Genomic DNA, 17,268 nt, shown 5'->3' with positions numbered 1-17,268 from the left:
TTAGTCGCCGGTGGAGAAGCTGCTGGCGAACGAACCGGTCGAAGCCGGCGCCGCCTGGGTGACCGGCGCGTCCGACGCCTGTTCGGCGACGGGGGCGATACGGCCGTTCTTGGGCGTGACCTTGGAGCCCGGCTGGGCGGCGCGCTGGAGACCAGCGATGATCACGCGGTCGGTCGGGGCCAGGCCCGACTTGATCACACGCAGACCCTGGACGATCGGCCCCAGCTGGACGGGCTTGGCCGTGACCGACCCGTCGGCGTTGACGACCGAGACGATGCGGCGCGACTGATCCGTGCCGATGGCGGTGTCGGGCACCAGCAGGGCGTCGTAGGAGCCGGCGCCCGCGACCTGGGCGCGGCCGAACAGGCCGGGACGCAGGAAGCCGTCGCCGTTCGGGACGATGGCGCGCATGCGGATGACGCCCGAAGACGTGTCCAGCGCATTGTCCGAGAAGTCCAGGCGGCCGGTGCGGGAGAAGCCGCTTTCATCTTGCAGGCGGATGCGGACCGGGGCGCCGTTGGCGGCGCCGCCGTCGCGCAGATATTTCAGCAGGACCGCTTCCGACCCGTCGAAGACGAAGTGGATCGGACCGCCCGAGATGATGGTGGTCAGGATGTCGCCGGCCGAGGAGCCGCCCGCGACCAGATTGCCCGGATCGACGCGACGATCCGAGACGCGGCCCGAGGTCGGCGCCGTGACACGGGTGTATTCAAGATCCAGTTGAGCCGTCCGCACGGCCGCATTGGCGGCGGCGATATTGGCCACGGCCGCATCGACCGCGGCCTTGTTGGCGTCATACTCGGCCTTGGACACCGCCTGCGAGGCCAGCAGGGTCTCGCTGCGGGCCAGGTTGGCGCGGGCCAGGGTCAGCTGCGACTGCATCTGCGCCACCTGGGCCTGGGCCTGAGCCAGAGCGGCCTGGGCCGGACGCGGGTCCAGGGTGAACAGCAGCTGGCCCTTCTGGACCATCTGACCGTCGCGGAAGTGGACGGCCTGGACATAGCCGCCGACGCGGGCGCGAACGTCCACGCTCTCGACCGCCTCGAACCGACCGGTGAATTCGTCCCAGTCCACCACCTGCTGCCGCAGCGGCGTGGCCACTGTCACAGGCGGGGCGCCGCCGGGCGCCTGGCCTTCGGCCTTTGGGGAACAACCATATAGCGCACCCGTCACCATGACGGACACGGCCGCAATCTTCAGCCCGCGCATCTGCGCAATCTCCCTGTCGGAGGTAAATCCCTGTCGTGCGGACCGAGGCCGATGGGGAGTCGGCCTTGTCAACGCGTGGTGACTTAATGCTGGGCGTCGTGACGCTTGTCAACAGGCGTTGACAAAGCCATATGTGATCTACGGTTATTGTTCTGTGGAGTTTCGTCCCCTTGTTATGTCCCGGCTCCCGCCCGAGGAACGCCGCTGCAACGCGCTCGGCCATCCTTGACGCTGCACGCGAAAGATTCGCGGCCGAGAGCTATGACGACGTGGGCATGCGCGACATCGCCCGGGACGTCGGCGTCGATGCGGCCCTGATCAGCCGCTATTTCGGATCCAAGGACGACCTGTTCCTGGCCGCGCTGGACAGCTGCGGCGACGGCAGCGCCCTGATGTCCGGCGAAAAGGCCGATTTCGGCCGGCGCGTGGCGCATGAGATCGTCTTCGAGCCCAAGAAGGCCGAGAAGCTGAAGGGCATGTCGATCATGCTGCGCTCCATCGGTTCGGCCAAGGCGTCGGAGATGGTGCAGACCAGTTGCACCCAACGATTCTTCGGCCCTCTGGAAGACTGGCTCAGCGGGCCGAACGCCACGGTGAGGGCACGGCTGCTGGCGGGCTTCATCATGGGCATGTCGGTCAGCCGCGAACTGGGCGGCGGCAGTTTCAACATCGAACAGGCCGAGTGCGAGAAGATGCGCGACCGACTGGCGCCCATTCTTCAGTCCCTGATCGACGGCTGATCCCCCTGACATGAAGAAGGGCGCGGAGGTTGCCCTCCGCGCCCTTTGTCTTGTCCGATGACCCGCCTTCAGTGCGAGGCGGTCGTGGTCACCTCGGCCGTGGCCTTGGTGCGGACGCAGGCGATGGCGAAGACCGTCAGGCCGATATAGCCCGCCATAGGCACCAGGAAGGCCGGCTGAAGCGCGCCGGCGACGTCGGCGATACGGGCCGCCACCTGGGGCAGAAGCGCGCCGCCGATGATGCCGAAGACCAGCAGGCCCGAGGTCGCCGAGGTCGGCGCGGTCGAGCGCTCCAGCGTCAGGGTGAAGATAGTCGGGAACATGATCGAGTTGAACAGGCCGATGGACAGGACCGCATAGGCCGCCGTCGGTCCACCGATCTGGCTGACCAGCAGGCAGAGCGCGGCGGCGGCGACGGTGCAGCAAGCCAGGACGACGCCGGGCGAGACCCGCGACAGCACCCACGAGCCGATGAACCGGCCGACCATGGCGCCGCCCCAATAGAGGGCGACCATCTTGCCCGCCGTTTCGATGGGGGCGTTCAGAATGTCCGGGCTTTCCAGGAAGTTGGTCAGCATGCCGCCGATGGCCACTTCCGAACCGACGTACAGGAAGATCGCCAGGGCGCCGAAGATCGCCCAGGGCGAGGACAGGGCCTTCAGAGGCGAGACCGCCTCGGTCGTCGCTGGGGCCGCGGCGTTGATCTTCTTGCGTGCGGTGAAGATGAAGAAGGCGACGACGGCGAAGAAGGCGCCCATGCCCAGGAAGGCCATATCGATGCTGCGCAACGACTGGCTGCGCGTCGCGGCCGTGATCACGGCGCCGGCGGCGAAGACGCCCCCCGTCAGCAGGACGTGCGAACCCAGCCACGGACCGACCGTGGTGCCCAGGGAGTTGAAGGCTTGCGACAGGTTCAGGCGGCTGGACGCGCCCTTGCGGCTGCCCAGTTCGGCGACCAGCGGATTGGCCGCGACCTGTAGCAGGGTGACGCCCGAGGCGATCACGAACAGGGCGATCAGCACGCCGGGATACCAGTCGGCGGCCGTGGCGGCCGGCACGATCAGACAGCCCGCCACCATGACGATCAGGGCGCCGATGATCGAACGGCTATAGCCCAGTCGCCCCAGCACCGCCGCCGCCGGCAGGGACATCAGCCCGTAGGCGATGAACCAGGCGGAAGCCGTCAGAAAGGCCTCGGCGTTGTTCAGATCGAACACCCGCTTCACCGCCGCGATCAGCGGATCGATCAGCGAGGTGGCGAACCCCCAGGCGAAGAAGAGCGTGGTGACATAGGCGAAGGCCAGGGTCGTACCCTGGCGCTTTGTGGCCTCTGGAGCGGACATGATTCCCCCTTGCGAACGAAACTAGGAACGGCCGCGCTTTCCCCGCGCGGTTCTGGTCGCCTTGGTTCGGTCATCCGGCGCACGCCGTCCAGCGGAAAAACGCCGACTGTAACCAAACTTTGGCGCAGGACATGAGCCGCCGCCTTCGTGTTCCTGCTGGCAAGCGCCTGTTTCTCGGCGTCCCCCGCCACACTCGCCAATCCGAAGAACAGAAAAAGGGCCGGCCGGTCGCCCGGTCGGCCCTTCGTCGTTCCACCTTTTAGGCCTTACGGCCGGGCGGCTGGACGATCAGTATTTGACCTTCAGCGTCGCGCCCCAGGTGCGCGGCGCGCCCAGGTAGGCGTTGTAGGTCGCGGTGTCGGTGGCGATATTATAGTAGGTGCCATTCGCCTGGGGCGTCGTCGTATTGGTGAAGGCCGTGCCCTGTAGCGGGGCGGCGAAGGCCACCTGGGTGTATTCTTCCTGCAGCAGGTTCTGGCCCCAGATGTCGACGGTCCAGCGCTCGTCTTCCGAACCGATGGTGATGCGGCCGTTGACGACGGTGAAGGCCTCTTGGTCCTTGTACGGCAGCAGGTCCGAACCGGTGTTGTAGTCGGTCGAATATTTGGCCGACAGGTTGAAGCCGCCGCGCAGGCCGCCGCCCAGCGAGCGGTCGAAGGCCAGGGCGCCGGTCAGCGACCATTCCGGAGCGAACGAGGCGCGGGCGCCCGGCAACAGGGACAGTTGCGGGAAGCGCGCGGCGTTCGACAGGTCGGCGGCGGTGAAGTCGCCGTATTTGGCGTCGGTGTAGGTGACGCCGCCCTGGAACGACAGGCCCTCGACCGGGGTGAACCAGACCATGTCGGCGTCGACGCCGCGCGAGGTCAGTTCGGGGATCGACTCCACCACGAAGGCGGTGCCGAGGAAGGTGTTGAGCTGGAAGTTCTCGAACTTCTGATCGAAGTAGGTGAGGTTCAACAGCATGGTGCGGTCGAACAGGGTCGTCTTCACCCCGGCTTCGTAGCTGTCCACCGTCTCGGCGTCGAAGAACAGCGAGGCGTCGGGCGTCACCCCCGTCTGCACCCGGTCCATATTATAGCCGGCGCCCTTGTAGCCGCGGGCGTAGGAGACATAGCCCATGATGGACGGGTTGATCCGGTACGACGCCTTGATGGTGCCGCTGATGTCCGTGTCGCTGAACTTCTCCTGGATCCGGCGATTGTCGTAGAGCGGGTTCGACCAGGGCAGGCAGAGCAGGCCCACTGCGGCCGCCGGGGTGCCGACGTTCACGGTTCCGGGGATCAGCGACACGGCGCGGTTGGCCGAGCTCTGGTTAGCCAGAGCGCCGCCGCAGGCCGCGCCATTGGTCCCCAGATTGTCCTGCAAGCCCAGCAGCCGCTTGCTGTCATAGGTGTAGCGCAGGCCCAGATTGATGTCGAAAGCCTCGGTCACACGGTAGGTGTTGTTGGTGAAGACGGCGACCGACTCGGACTTCTGGGAATAGTGGTCTTCATAGGCCTTGCCGGCCGAGAACAGAGGCGCGCTCGCGCTGGGCGCCACGGCGCCCACGACGCAAAGCGGCGTGTTGGGAGCGGCGGCGGTGACCAGGAAGCCCTGCGGATTGGTGAAGCAGCCCAGTCGGCTCGGGCTCGGGCCACCGACCGAAGCCGGCAGGGACGCCGTCAGCAGGAAGGAGGCGAAGCCGTTGTAATCCGCGCCATAGGAATAGGAGTCGTCGCGATAGACGCCTTCCTTGGTGGCGAACAGGCCGACCAGCCAGTCGAACTTGTCGGTCGTGCCGGCCAGCCGGAATTCCTGGGTCAGGTTGTCGACGCCATAGCCGTTCGAGCCGTCGTTGGCGCGATAGAGGATGTCGGCGCCCGTATAGTCCAGGTCCATCCCCTGCTGGAACGACCAGTCGCGCCACGAGGTCTGGGACGTCAGGGTGGCGTTCAGGCTGGGCAGGTCGATGGTGGCTTCCGCCGACAGGCCCATGTCCTCGATCTCTTGAGGGGTCTCGCGGTTGGAATAGGCGGTGCGGCTGAAGGGCACCGTGCCGAAGCCGGCGACGGGCGCGGCCTGGCCGGAACCGTTCGGCGCGGTCAGGGCGGCGATGAAGGCCTGGGTCGGGCCGACGCGGGTCTGGACCGCCGAGCAGCAGTATTCCTCGCGCTTGGTGTAGTCGGCGATCAGGCGGATCGACACCTCGTCGCTGGGCAAGATCAGCAGCTGGCCGCGGCCGGTCCAGTAGTCCTGGGTATTGTCCTCGGTCAGGGTGCGGGGGCCGTCGCCGAGGTTGACGTTGTAGAAGCCGTCACGCTCGCGGTGCGCCACGAAGATGCGGCCGGCGATCATGTCGCTGAGCGGGCCGGTCGCCGAGACCGAGCCGCCCATGGCGCCGTAGTTGCCGGCGGTCAGTTCGGCCGAGACCGACGGATTGAACGACGGGCGTTCGGTGATGATGTTGATGACACCGGCGGAGGTGTTTTTGCCGAACAGGGTGCCCTGCGGGCCCTTCAGCACCTCGATGCGGCTCAGTTCGCCCAGATCGCCGAAGCCGACCGAATTGCGCGAGCGATAGACGCCGTCGATCACCACGCCGACCGAGGATTCCAGGCCGGGGTTGTCGCCGACCGTGCCGGCGCCGCGGATGCGGACCGTGGTCGAGGCTTCGGACTGGGTCGAGGTGACGGTCATGCCGGGCGTCAGGATCTGCAGATCCTTGATGTCCTGGACCCCGGCGCCGTCGAGGATTTCCTGCGACAGGGTCGTGACCACGATCGGCACGTCCTGCAGGCTCTGTTCGCGTTTCTGGGCGGTGACGATGATGTCGTCGATGGTGGTCGGCGCTTCCTGGGCGGCGGCCATTCCGGCGAAGCCCCCGACGAAGCCGAAGACGGCGACGCCGACGACGGCGGCGGACACGGTGGTCCTGAGATAGCGGTTAGTGTGGCGCACGAAGCGTCCTCCCGGCTCTGAAGCCCGGTCGCGCGGAGCGACCGCAGCGTTTCCTAGTTCCCATTCGGCCCGCCTCTACGTGGAGACGCGCTCAATACGGCAGAGGCTAAGCCCGCTTCGCCTCGGCGTACAAGCGAGCGTTGTTACCCGCGACGATTTTTCGCCGCAGTTGGACCTTCCTGTGACAAGGATGAGACATAAAATGCTGACGTAACGTCAGTAATTACACGGAGATTGCCTGCTCCGACCCGATATCGGGGGCTATTCGCCCCCGACGACACCGTGCGCAGACCGAGCCTTGCCTGGTCCGGCAAACCCCAGAACGATCGCCGCCGCGACAGCGGACAGAATCGAGCCGCCGATGACGCCCAGCTTGACCTCGATCTGTTCGGGCGAATCCACGGCGCCGGGGAAGGCCAGGACGCCGATGAACAGGCTCATGGTGAAACCCACGCCGCACAGCAGAGAAACGCCATAGACCTGAAGCCAGCTGGCGTCGGTCGGGCGGGCGCCGATCTTGAGCGCCGAAGCCAGCCAGGCGGCGCCGAAGACGCCGATCTGCTTGCCGAAGAACAGGCCCAGGGCGATGGCGATGACCAGGGGCGCGAACGCCTGCTCCATCGTCAGACCGGCGAAGGAGACCCCGGCCTTGGCGAAGGCGAACAGCGGCAGGACCAGATAGGCGTTCCACGGATGCAGGTCGTGGATCGCCTCCTTCAGCGGGCTCTGGCGGTCCTCCTTGCGGGCCTTGATCGGCACGATCATGGCGAAGGCCACGGCGGTCAGGGAGGTGCTGAGCCCCGACAGAACCGTCAGATACCAGACGGCCGCGAAACCGATCACCCAGAAGGGCGTCGGGACGCGAACCAGGCGCGCAGCCAGGCCCCCGACGACGATCAGGCCTAGCGCCCAGAACAGCGGCGTCCAGTTGGCGCCCTCGCTGAACAGCACCGCGATCAGGGCGATGGCGCCCAGGTCGTCGACGATGGCCAGGGTCAGCAGGAAGACCCGCAGCGACGACGGCAGTCCCTTGCCGACGAAACCGAAGATGGCCAGGGCGAAGGCGATGTCGGTGGCCAGGGGAATGGGCCAGCCGGCGTGCGGCGCCCCCATGGTCCCCGACAGCAGCAGATAGACAGCCGCAGGCCCAGCCATGCCGCCCAGAGCCGCCAGCACCGGGGTCGTCAGCTTGCGCGGATCACTGAGCTCGCCGCGCACGATCTCGTATTTGATCTCCAGCCCCACGACGAGGAAGAAGATCGCCATCAGGCCTTCCTTGATCCAGTCGGAGATCGTCTCCTCCAGCCGAATCGGGCCGAGCTGAAGCACGTGCTCGCTCTTCAGCCAGGCGAAATAGTCCGCCGACCAAGGCGAGTTGGCGACGATGACGGCGGCGATGGCCGCCAGGGCCAGGGCCGAGCCGGATGCGGCCTCGGTCTTGAGGAAGTCGAGAGTAAATTTGCGCGCCACGGCGGCCTCCGATCAAAAGGATGAGCTGTCGTGACGCCAGGTTATCGACGGGCGTCGGACCGGATTCGTCATCTCTCTGGGAGGCGACGCCGGCCTGGCCGCACGGAGCGACCTGATGGCTAAGGTGGATAATACGGGGGTGGGCGAGAGGTTCAACCAAAACCGGGACCATATGCGGCTTGCGCAACAGAGGCGGCCGTCGCACCTAGCCCCCATGCCCCCCTCCCCCGCCTACCGCCCCGAACCGCGCGTCTTCGATCTGGGACCGGACTTCGCCGACGCCGTCGCCGCAGCGGAATTCCCACAGACGCTGCTACGGTTCCGCAATGATCGTGCGGCGGCCGAAGTCGGTCTGGAAAGCCTGAGCGACGCCGAATGGATCGCCGCCTTCGGCCGGTTCGCGCCCCTGCCGGGTCAGCCCGGCCCGCTGGCCATGCGCTATCACGGCCACCAGTTTCGCCATTACAATCCTGACCTGGGCGACGGGCGGGGTTTTCTGGCGGCGCAGATGCGCGAAACGCCTCAAGCAGCCGCGCTCCGCGAGCGCGGCGATAGGCAAGGACAGCCCTCAGGCCGGTTGCTTGATTTGGGCACCAAGGGGTCCGGCACGACGCCCTGGTCGCGCAGCGGCGACGGGCGGCTGACGCTGAAGGGCGGGGTGCGGGAGGTGCTGGCGGCGTCCATGCTGGAAGCCCAGGGCGTGCCCACCAGCCGCGCCTTCTCCCTGATCGAAACCGGCGAGGCGCTGGAGCGCGGAGACGAGCCGTCGCCGACCCGTTCGGCCGTGCTGGTTCGCCTGTCGCACAGCCACATCCGGTTCGGGACCTTCCAACGCGCGGCCTATCTGGGCCGCGTGGATCAGATCGAGGCGCTGATCGAACACGTCCGCAGCCTGTATCACCCGACGGTCGCCGCCGGGGACGCGCCCGGCCTGCTGCGCGCCATCGTCGAGGTCTCGGCGAAACTGACGGCGCGCTGGATTGCGGCGGGCTTTGTTCACGGGGTGCTGAACACCGACAATCTGAACGTCACGGGCGAGAGTTTCGACTATGGCCCCTGGCGCTTCCTGCCCGAATACGACCCGGCCTTCACCGCCGCCTATTTCGACCAGAACGGCCTCTACGCCTTTGCGCGCCAGCCCGAGGCGGTGTTCTGGAACCTGACCCAGTTGGCCGGCTGTCTGAAACTGGTCGCCGAGGCCGAGCCCCTGACCGACGCCCTGAACAGTTTCGGCCCCGCCTATATCCGCGAACTGCGCGCGGCCTTCCTGATGCGGCTGGGCGTGCTGAGCCTGGGCGAGGCGGCGGACCAGAGACTGGTCGATGCGACCCTGGCCCTGCTGCGCGAAGGCGGTGAGGCCCTGCGGTGGGAGCCGCTGTTCTTCGACTGGTTCGGCGGCTTCGCCTCCTCGGCCCGCGCCCTGTCGGGGCCGCGCGCCAAACTGTACCAGGGCGAAGCCTTCGACGCCTTCCGCTTCGCCCTGATGGAGCACGAGCCGGACCGGATCGAACGTCTGGAACACCCGATGTTCGCCGCCCGCGAGCCCGAGGAGATGCTGATCGACGAGGTGGAGGCGATCTGGGCCGCCATCGACGCCGGCGACGACTGGGCGCCCTTCTACGCCAAGCTGGCCCGGCTGGAAGCCGCCCGCACGGCCTGGGGTTTCATCGCCTGAGCCGAACCTTACGAAAGCTTCATCTCGTTTATCGATAATGACCTTGCCCGTTTATCGATAAGACCATATCGATAGTCACTAAGGCGTCGCGGAGGGCGACCCAGATGGAGGGCTATCGGATGAAACTCGTAGGCAAATATTCGGCCGCCAGCGCGCTGCGGTGGCTGCTGGGCTTTATGAATGTGTTCGTCATGCTGGCGGCCGTGGCTTCGGCCGGCGCGCTGTTGTTCAGCCTGGTCTCGCCCGACTTCGCCGCCGGCCTCATAGACGGATTGAAGGATGCGCCGAACGACACGACCACTGTTCTGGGTCTGCCCGAACGCCTGACCATTCTGGGCATGTTCCTCGCCTGCGGCTTCACCTGGTGGATCATCAACCGGCTGCGGCGGATCCTGCTGTCGGTGAACCAAGGCGACGCCTTCGAGTTGGCCAATGTCAAACGGCTCCAGGCCGTCGGCTTCGGCCTGCTGGGCATCCAGCTGACAGCCCTGATGCTGGTCTTCGTCGCGCCCCAGGCCATCGGCCAGTCCGCGATCGACTACAAGTTCGACCTCGGATCCTGGCTGGGCATACTGGTGGTCTTCATCCTGGCCGAGGTGTTCCGCCAGGGGGCGGCCATGCGCGACGAACAGCTGACAACGGTCTGAGGCGCGCCATGATCATGATCCAGCTGGACCGGTTGCTGCTCGAGCGCCGCATGTCCCTGACCGAACTGTCCGACCGTGTCGGCCTGACCCTGGCCAATCTGTCCATCCTGAAGACCGGCAAGGCCCGCGCCGTCCGCTTTTCGACCCTGGACGCCCTGTGCCGAGAGCTGGACTGCCAGCCCGGCGACCTGATCGTCCAGACGCCGGGGCCGCAGCCGGACGAAGCCTGATCCGCAGGATTTCATCCCGGCCGTTGCGGGAGCGGCGCGAATCGGGGCAATCGCGCCGCCCCTTGAAACATAAAGTCATCAACTGATGTCATCGATTGATGTCATCGCCTGATGACAAACAGCAAAAGGGGCGCTACATCCCCCCTTGCGAACGGAGCCGCTCAATCCGATATCGCAACTGTTACCAATCAGGCCCTCCCCGATGACCACCACCCACCTCCCCGTCGCCCAGTCCCGCACGCGCGCCGTGTACAAGAACGTCACCCTCTGGACCTTTCAGGGCTGGATCGCGATGTTCTTCATCGCCGCCGGCTATGCCAAGCTGACTGAGCCGATGACCAATCTGATCACCCTGATGGGCTGGCCCGCCATGGCGCCCGAGAACATGGTGCGCGGCCTGGGCATGGTCGAGCTGGTCCTGGCGCTCGGCGTCCTGGCGCCCCTGGTGTCCTGGCGCGTCGGCCGCCCCCTGCTTCTGACCGCCTCCGCCGGACTGGTCGTGCTGGAGTCGATCATGCTGGTCATCCACGCCCTGAGCCAGGATATCGGCCTGGCGGTCGTCAACCTGGTCCTGCTGGGCTTCACCCTGTCGGTGTTCCTGGGCCGCCGCACGGCCTGAGCCTTTCGCGGCCCAAACCCTTTCGCGCCCCTAACCCTTTCACGACAGGGCCGCACCAAGATCGATCGCCGGGACCCTCTCCCCCCTCGTGCCCCGGCCGTCGCGCCCGGAGTCCTTCCCCCCAAGGCTCCGGGCTTTTCTTTGCCTGAAGCGCACTCGGCGAAGCTTACCCTTACGCGCACGTAAAGCCTTTCCTTTACGCGCACGTAAAGTTATGGTGCCCACATGGCCACCGCCGACGATCACCGCACCTATTCCATCCGCCAGCTGTGCCGCGAGTTCGACGCCACGGCCCGCGCCCTCCGGTTCTATGAGGACAAGGGCTTGCTGACGCCCGCCCGCAAGGGTCAGACGCGCGTCTATGACGCCCGCGACCGCGCCCGGCTGAAACTGATCCTGAGAGGCCGCCGCATCGGCTTCACCTTGCAGGAAATCCAGGAGATGCTGGACCTGTATGACCGCAAGGATCACAACGTCCACCAGATGGCGGTGGCCCTGCGGCGTCACCGCGCCCAGATCGAGACGCTGAAACAGCAGCTGGAGGACATCGAGGGCGCGATCCAGACGGCGGAGGACGCCTGCGCCTGGATGGAGTCCAAGCTGGGCGAACACCGCCCCGACCTGCTGCCCGGCGCCGAAGACTATGAGAAGCTGCTGCGCGCGCGCCTCAACCACGACCACCACCACCCCTTCAAAGCGAGAGCCTGACCCCCATGGCCTACAAGTCGCCCGTCCGCGATTTCACCTTCATCCTGAATGAAGTGCTGGAAATCGATCGCTACACCAACCAGCCCGGCTTCCAGGACGTCTCATCGGACCTGGTCAACCAGATCCTGGAGGAAGGCGCCAAGTTCGCCGACGAAGTCATCGCCCCGATCAACAATCCCGGCGACAAGGAAGGCTGCCACTGGTCCGAGGGCGGCGTGGTGACCGGGCCAAAGGGGTGGAAGGAAGCCTATAAGGCCATGTCGGAAGCCGGCTGGATGGCGCTGGCTGCTGATCCGGAATATGGCGGCCAGGGCATGCCCAGCATCGTCGCCTCGGCCTTCGGCCAGATGACGACCGGCGCCTCGGCGGCCTTCTCCATGTATCCCGGCCTGACGGCCTCGGCCTATGCCGGCATCAAGGCCAGCGCCTCGGAAGAGATCAAGGCCAAATACCTGCCCAAGATGGTGTCGGGCGAATGGTCCGGCACGATGAACCTGACCGAGCCCCAGTGCGGCACGGACCTGGGCATGGTCCGCACCAAGGCTGTGCGCAACGACGACGGCAGCTTCTCGATCACCGGCCAGAAGATCTGGATCTCGGCGGGCGAGCACGACTTCTCGGACAATATCATCCACACCGTCCTGGCCCGTATCGAAGGCGCGGTTCCGGGCATCAAGGGCCTGTCCCTGTTCGTCGTGCCCAAATATCTGGTCAACGAGGACGGCTCGCTGGGCGAGCGCAACAGCCTCGAATGCGCCGGGCTCGAGCACAAGATGGGCATCCACGGCAACGCCACCTGCGTCATGCAATATGACGGCGCCAAGGGCTGGCTGCTGGGCGAAGAAGGCCGTGGCATGAACAATATGTTCGTGGTCATGAACGAGGCCCGCCTGGGCACCGGCCTGCAAGGCCTGGCCATCGGCACGGCCGCCTATCAGGCCGCCGCCGAGTTCGCCAAGGACCGCCTGCAAGGCCGCAGCCTGACCGGACCCAAGAACCCGGAAGGCCCCGCCGACCCGATCATCGTCCACCCCGACGTGCGCCGCATGCTGCTGGAGGCCCGCGCCTTCGTCGAAGGCGGCCAGGCCTTCATCCTGTGGACCGCCCTGCACGCCGATCTGGAGAAGTCGGAAGACGAGGCGGTGGCGACCAAGGCCAAGGATTACATGGGCCTGCTGACCCCCGTCCTGAAGGCCTATCTGACCGACAAGGGCTTCCATGTCGCGTCGCTGGCCATGCAGGTGCACGGCGGTTCGGGCTATACCGAACACTTCCCGGCCTCGCAGTATCTGCGCGATGCCCGCATCACCATGATCTACGAAGGCGCCAACGGCATCCAGGCCCTGGACCTGGTCGGCCGCAAGCTGCCCGCCAACGGCGGCCGGGCCATCATGACCTGGTTCGGCGAGATCGACGCCTTCGTGGCCGAGAACGGATCGAACGAGGCCATCAAGCCCTTCGTCGACGGCCTGGCCGAGGCCAAGAAGAAGCTGCAGGAAGGCACAATGTGGCTGATGCAGAACGGTATGGCCAATCCGGACAACGCCGGCGCCGCCTCGACCGACTATCTGAACGTCTTCGGCCTGACGGCTCTGGCCTATATGTGGGCCCAGATGGCCAAGGTCGCCCAGGCCCAGGTCGAGGCCGGCTCGACCGACCCCTACTACGCCACCAAGCTCCAGACCGGCCGCTACTTCGTCGAGCGCATCCTGCCCGACGCCGGCGCGCACCTGGCGAAGATGAAGACCGGCGCAGACGTGCTGATGGCCATGCCGGCCGAGGCGTTCTGAGGAGCCACCCTCTCCCGTCGGAGACCTTTGCATAACTGCGGTTCGGTGATTCACTCCTTTGAGAAGGAGACGGCTCATGCATCGGTCAAGCGGACAGGGTCACCTGAGCGAAGCCTGGCTTTCGCCGAGTTTGGGTCGCAACGAGCAGCTTGAGCGGATTGGCTCGGTGTTCGACTGGACGGCGGTGGAGCGGTTGGTGTCGGAGGTTTATTCGGCCCGGTCGGGTCGACCGTCTTGGCCGCCTCTGACGATGGTGAAGGCCTTGCTATTACAGCAGTGGTACGGACTGTCGGACCCGGGGCTCGAAGAGGCTCTGGGAGACCGCCTCAGCTTTCGTCGGTTTGTAGGCCTGGGTCTGGACGAGGGGGCGCCGGACCATTCGGTGATCAGCCGGTTCCGCAAGGCCTTGCGTGACCGGGGTCTGGACGGGGCGCTGTTTCAGGAGATCGGTCGCCAGTTGGAGGCGCGGGGCCTAGTGGTCAGGTCGGGGACGCTGATGGACGCGACCCTGGTGGAGGCTGCGGTGGCTCGGCCGTCGCGCGAGGCAGGCCTGGGCCGACGTGGGACAACCGATCCGGACGCGGACTGGACCATGAAGAACGGTCGGTCTCACTATGGCTACAAGGCTCATATGGGCGTCGATCAGGGGTCGGGGCTGATCCGGCGCGCTGAACTGACCTCGGCGAAGGTCAGCGACAGCGAGACGGCGGATCGGTTGATCTGCGGCGACGAGCGGGCCGTCTATGGCGATCGGGCCTATGAGCACAAGGGTCGCCGACGTCGGCTCAAGGCCGCCGGGATCAAGGATCGCATCCTGCACCGCAGCCACAAGCATCAGGACGGACTCCCCCACTGGCAGGCGGTTCGCAACCGGCTGATCGGTCCTGTCCGCGCCGCCGTCGAGCGCGTGTTCGGAACCCTGAAGCGCAGTTACGGCTATCGCCGGGTCCGATACCGAGGCCTGGAGGCCAACCGCCTCCAGCTCAGACTGCTGTGCATAGCCTTCAATCTCAGGAAGGCGGCGATGCTGCTGGCCTGAAGCCCATCAGATCGGCGAGACGCCCGCCTAAAACCAACCGCACCCCTCCGATCCAGCCCCCAAACACATCCTCAGCGCCACGCCTATCAAGAGCCCCGGCCAACAACAGGCTTACGCAAAGGTCTCCAGAGGGAGAGGGCTTGAGGCTCGGAGAGCGCAGCGATCCGCAAGCCGAAAGGGTGAGGGGTTAGCCTCTCACCGACTCTCGCAGGAACCCCTCACCCTTTCGCGCAAGGACGACGGCTATCGCCGCCGTGCGCTCAAGCCCTCTCCCTCTGGGAGAGGGTCTCGAAAAGCGGAGTTAACCGATGAACGTGCTGGGCAGCCCCGACCCCGATTTCATGCGCGAAGAGGAGATCACCCTCTTCTCCGACAGCGTCGGCAAATGGATCGACGAGCACGCGCCGCCCGAGAAGGTCCAGTCCTGGATCGCCAACTCGAGCGTGCCCCGCGACCTGTGGAGCCAGGCCGGGGCCGACGGCCTGCTGGGCCTGTCCATGCCTGAGGAAGACGGCGGCATGGGCGGCGACTATCGGCACGAGGTGGTGCTGATGCGACAGCTGGGCTGGAAGGGCGCGGACCATTTCGGCATTTCGCTGCACAACGCCATCGTCGCCCCCTACATCTGGCATTACGGCACGCCGGAGCAGAAGGCGCGCTGGCTGCCGCGTCTCCAGTCCGGCGAACTGGTCGGCGCCATCGCCATGACCGAACCGGGCGCGGGCTCAGATCTGCAAGGGGTCAAGACCACGGCGGTCAAGTCCGGCAACGGCTATGTCGTCAACGGCTCCAAGACCTTCATCACCAACGGCCAACTGGCCAACTTCATCATCGTGGTCGCCAAGACCGACCCGGCCGAGGGCGCCAAGGGCACGTCGCTGATCGTGGTCGAGACGGACGGGGCGGAAGGTTTCGAACGCGGCCGGAACCTGCACAAGATCGGCATGGAGGGGAACGACACCTCCGAGCTGTTCTTCAATGAGGTGAAGGTCCCCGGCGACAACATCATCGGCGGGGGCGAGGGCCAGGGCTTTGTCCAGTTGATGCAGCAACTGCCGCAAGAACGGCTGAACATCGCCGTCCAGGGCGTCGCCGCCGCCGAGCGCGGCCTGGAGGCGACGCTCGCCTACGTCAAGGAGCGCAAGGCCTTCGGCAAGCGGGTCATCGACTTCCAGAACACCCAGTTCAAGCTGGCCGAGGTGAAGACGAAACTGACCGTCGCCAAGGTCTTCGTCGACCATTGCATCGGCCTGCACCTGAAGGGCCAGCTCGACGCCGCCACCGCCTCCATGGCCAAATACTGGGTCACCGACATCCAGGGCGAGACCATCGACGAGATGCTGCAACTGCACGGCGGCTATGGCTATATGAACGAGTACGCCATCGCCCAGCTGTACAAGGACGCGCGGGTGCAGCGCATCTACGGCGGCACCAACGAGATCATGAAGCTCTTGATCGCGCGGACGCTGTAAAGGCAGGCGACACACGGCGAACAATGATTTATGGTTGTGGCATGGCAACCGTAAAGAAGGACATTCTCACGCCTCAGAACGAATGGTGGAAACACCTTCGATGGGCCAAGCGCGCCTTCTGGAAAGGTGAGCGCAAGGCCGCAAAGGCCCTAGCCTCGGCCCAGGCTGACGATAGCTGACACCCTCCTTCCGCTCATCCCCGCGAAAGCGGGGACCCAGTGCTTTCGGGACGCACGCCGTTGGCCTTCTTCACCTACATCGTCGCCAGCCGCCGCAACGGAACCCTCTACACCGGCTCGACCGAGGACATCATCCTCCGCACCGCCCAGCATCGGGACAAACTGTTCAAAGGCTTTTCCGCCAAGTATGGCTGCGCCAACTTGGTCTGGTTCGAAGCGCATCCGACACGCCACGCGGCGTTCGTGCGCGAGCGCCGGATCAAGAAATGGAACCGCGTCTGGAAGCTGGAGCTGATCGAGAAATCGAATCCAGGCTGGCGTGATCTATTCGATGACCTGTTCTGAGGCTCTCACTGGGTCCCCGCTTTCGCGGGGATGAGCGGATTTGAGATGATACGATTACATGTGAAGGCCGTGTTGGCCGCCGCCGCCCCCGTCGCCCCCACCCTCGACCAGTCGCGCTATCTGACCCAGGTCATGCGGCTGAAGCTCGGGGACGAGCTGCTGGTCTTCAACGGCCGCGACGGCGAATGGCGCTGCACCATCGCCGAAGTCCTGAAGAAGGGCGTGATCCTGCGGGCCGAAGAACAGGTGCGGCCCCAGACCTATGGTCCCGATCTGGAGCTGATCGTTGCGGTCGTTAAGAAGGCCCGGGTCGAGACCATCGTCGAAAAGGCCGCCGAACTGGGCGCGCGCCGGGTGCGGCTGGTCCTGACCAAACGGACCAACGCCGACCGTATCCGCCTGGACCGGCTGGACGCCATCGCCGAGGAGGCCGCCGAACAGACGGGTCGCCTGGACGTGCCCCCGGTCGATGATCCGGTGAAGCTGGACGCCCTGCTGGACGGGTGGGAGGCCAGTCCCGATTCTGGCCGCCGGCTGATGTTCTGCGACGAGACCGGCGGCGCGCCGGCGATGTCGGCCTTGCGCGACGCGGGAGAGGGGCCCCAAGACCGAAAATGGTCCATCCTGATCGGCCCTGAAGGCGGTTTCTCGCCGGAAGAGGGCGAGCGCCTGCGATCCCTGCCCTTCACCACCGCCGTGTCGCTCGGCCCGCGCATCCTGCGGGCCGACACCGCCGCCATCGCCGCCATGAGCCTTTGGCAGGCGGCGGTGGGCGATTGGGAAAAATAGTCCCTTCTCCCGTTGGAGACCTCTGCGGAATGAGGCATTTGACTGGGAGGGTCTCGTCGCCGAGGTCACGGGTCTG

At 66.0% G+C, this 17,268-nt stretch carries 15 protein-coding genes; 11 read left to right on the top strand and 4 right to left on the bottom strand.

Translation table 11 applies throughout. From position 1 onward, the window contains the following. Complete coding sequence (locus OU998_RS04335; protein ID WP_267515614.1) at positions 1 to 1,209, bottom strand: efflux RND transporter periplasmic adaptor subunit; 1,209 nt, start codon at positions 1,207 to 1,209, stop codon at positions 1 to 3. A 170-nt stretch (positions 1,210 to 1,379) separates the two neighbouring features. Here OU998_RS04335 and OU998_RS04330 point away from each other — a divergent pair, with 170 nt between their 5' ends. After that, entirely contained in the window at positions 1,380 to 1,949 is a 570-nt protein-coding gene (locus OU998_RS04330; RefSeq protein WP_267515613.1) for a TetR/AcrR family transcriptional regulator, read from the top strand. A 68-nt stretch (positions 1,950 to 2,017) separates the two neighbouring features. Here OU998_RS04330 and OU998_RS04325 read toward each other — a convergent pair whose 3' ends face one another. The 3 genes from OU998_RS04325 to nhaA form a co-directional block, all read right to left on the bottom strand. Beyond that, positions 2,018 to 3,292, bottom strand: a complete 1,275-nt coding sequence (locus OU998_RS04325) for a sugar MFS transporter (RefSeq protein WP_267515612.1) — start codon at positions 3,290 to 3,292, stop codon at positions 2,018 to 2,020. A 288-nt stretch (positions 3,293 to 3,580) separates the two neighbouring features. Next, a complete protein-coding gene (locus tag OU998_RS04320; protein ID WP_267515611.1) occupies positions 3,581 to 6,229 on the bottom strand; it encodes a TonB-dependent receptor in 2,649 nt (882 codons plus the stop codon). A 261-nt stretch (positions 6,230 to 6,490) separates the two neighbouring features. Beyond that, positions 6,491 to 7,699: a Na+/H+ antiporter NhaA gene (nhaA, locus tag OU998_RS04315; RefSeq protein WP_267515610.1), complete on the bottom strand. Its 1,209-nt coding sequence runs from the start codon at positions 7,697 to 7,699 to the stop codon at positions 6,491 to 6,493. A gap of 214 nt (positions 7,700 to 7,913) precedes the next feature. On the opposite strand from nhaA, the gene OU998_RS04310 reads away from it, so the two are divergent. The 10 genes from OU998_RS04310 to OU998_RS04265 all read left to right on the top strand — a co-directional run bounded on the left by OU998_RS04310 (position 7,914) and on the right by OU998_RS04265 (position 17,192). Then, complete coding sequence (locus OU998_RS04310; RefSeq protein ID WP_267516707.1) at positions 7,914 to 9,374, top strand: protein adenylyltransferase SelO; 1,461 nt, start codon at positions 7,914 to 7,916, stop codon at positions 9,372 to 9,374. 119 nt (positions 9,375 to 9,493) lie between these two features. Beyond that, positions 9,494 to 10,021, top strand: a complete 528-nt coding sequence (locus OU998_RS04305; protein WP_267515609.1) for a DUF2975 domain-containing protein — start codon at positions 9,494 to 9,496, stop codon at positions 10,019 to 10,021. A gap of 8 nt (positions 10,022 to 10,029) precedes the next feature. Continuing rightward, positions 10,030 to 10,251, top strand: coding sequence for a helix-turn-helix domain-containing protein (locus OU998_RS04300; RefSeq protein ID WP_267515608.1), 222 nt, complete (start codon positions 10,030 to 10,032; stop codon positions 10,249 to 10,251). A 202-nt stretch (positions 10,252 to 10,453) separates the two neighbouring features. Next, entirely contained in the window at positions 10,454 to 10,870 is a 417-nt protein-coding gene (locus OU998_RS04295; protein ID WP_267515607.1) for a DoxX family protein, read from the top strand. A gap of 225 nt (positions 10,871 to 11,095) precedes the next feature. Next, complete coding sequence (locus tag OU998_RS04290; RefSeq protein WP_267515606.1) at positions 11,096 to 11,578, top strand: MerR family transcriptional regulator; 483 nt, start codon at positions 11,096 to 11,098, stop codon at positions 11,576 to 11,578. Between the two features lie 5 nt (positions 11,579 to 11,583). Beyond that, the gene (locus tag OU998_RS04285; RefSeq protein WP_267515605.1) at positions 11,584 to 13,368 is read left to right on the top strand and encodes an acyl-CoA dehydrogenase C-terminal domain-containing protein; all 1,785 of its coding nucleotides are present in this window, start codon (positions 11,584 to 11,586) and stop codon (positions 13,366 to 13,368) included. 76 nt (positions 13,369 to 13,444) lie between these two features. Continuing rightward, positions 13,445 to 14,407, top strand: a complete 963-nt coding sequence (locus OU998_RS04280; protein WP_267513802.1) for an IS5 family transposase — start codon at positions 13,445 to 13,447, stop codon at positions 14,405 to 14,407. A 308-nt stretch (positions 14,408 to 14,715) separates the two neighbouring features. After that, complete coding sequence (locus tag OU998_RS04275; protein WP_267515604.1) at positions 14,716 to 15,879, top strand: acyl-CoA dehydrogenase family protein; 1,164 nt, start codon at positions 14,716 to 14,718, stop codon at positions 15,877 to 15,879. 239 nt (positions 15,880 to 16,118) lie between these two features. After that, a complete protein-coding gene (locus OU998_RS04270; protein WP_267515603.1) occupies positions 16,119 to 16,403 on the top strand; it encodes a GIY-YIG nuclease family protein in 285 nt (94 codons plus the stop codon). A 45-nt stretch (positions 16,404 to 16,448) separates the two neighbouring features. After that, positions 16,449 to 17,192, top strand: coding sequence for a 16S rRNA (uracil(1498)-N(3))-methyltransferase (locus OU998_RS04265; RefSeq protein WP_267515602.1), 744 nt, complete (start codon positions 16,449 to 16,451; stop codon positions 17,190 to 17,192). Positions 17,193 to 17,268 lie beyond the last annotated feature (76 nt).

This window comes from Brevundimonas sp. SL130, from assembly GCF_026625805.1.
Lineage (GTDB): Bacteria > Pseudomonadota > Alphaproteobacteria > Caulobacterales > Caulobacteraceae > Brevundimonas.
This window is presented reverse-complemented; position numbering and strand designations above follow the sequence as displayed.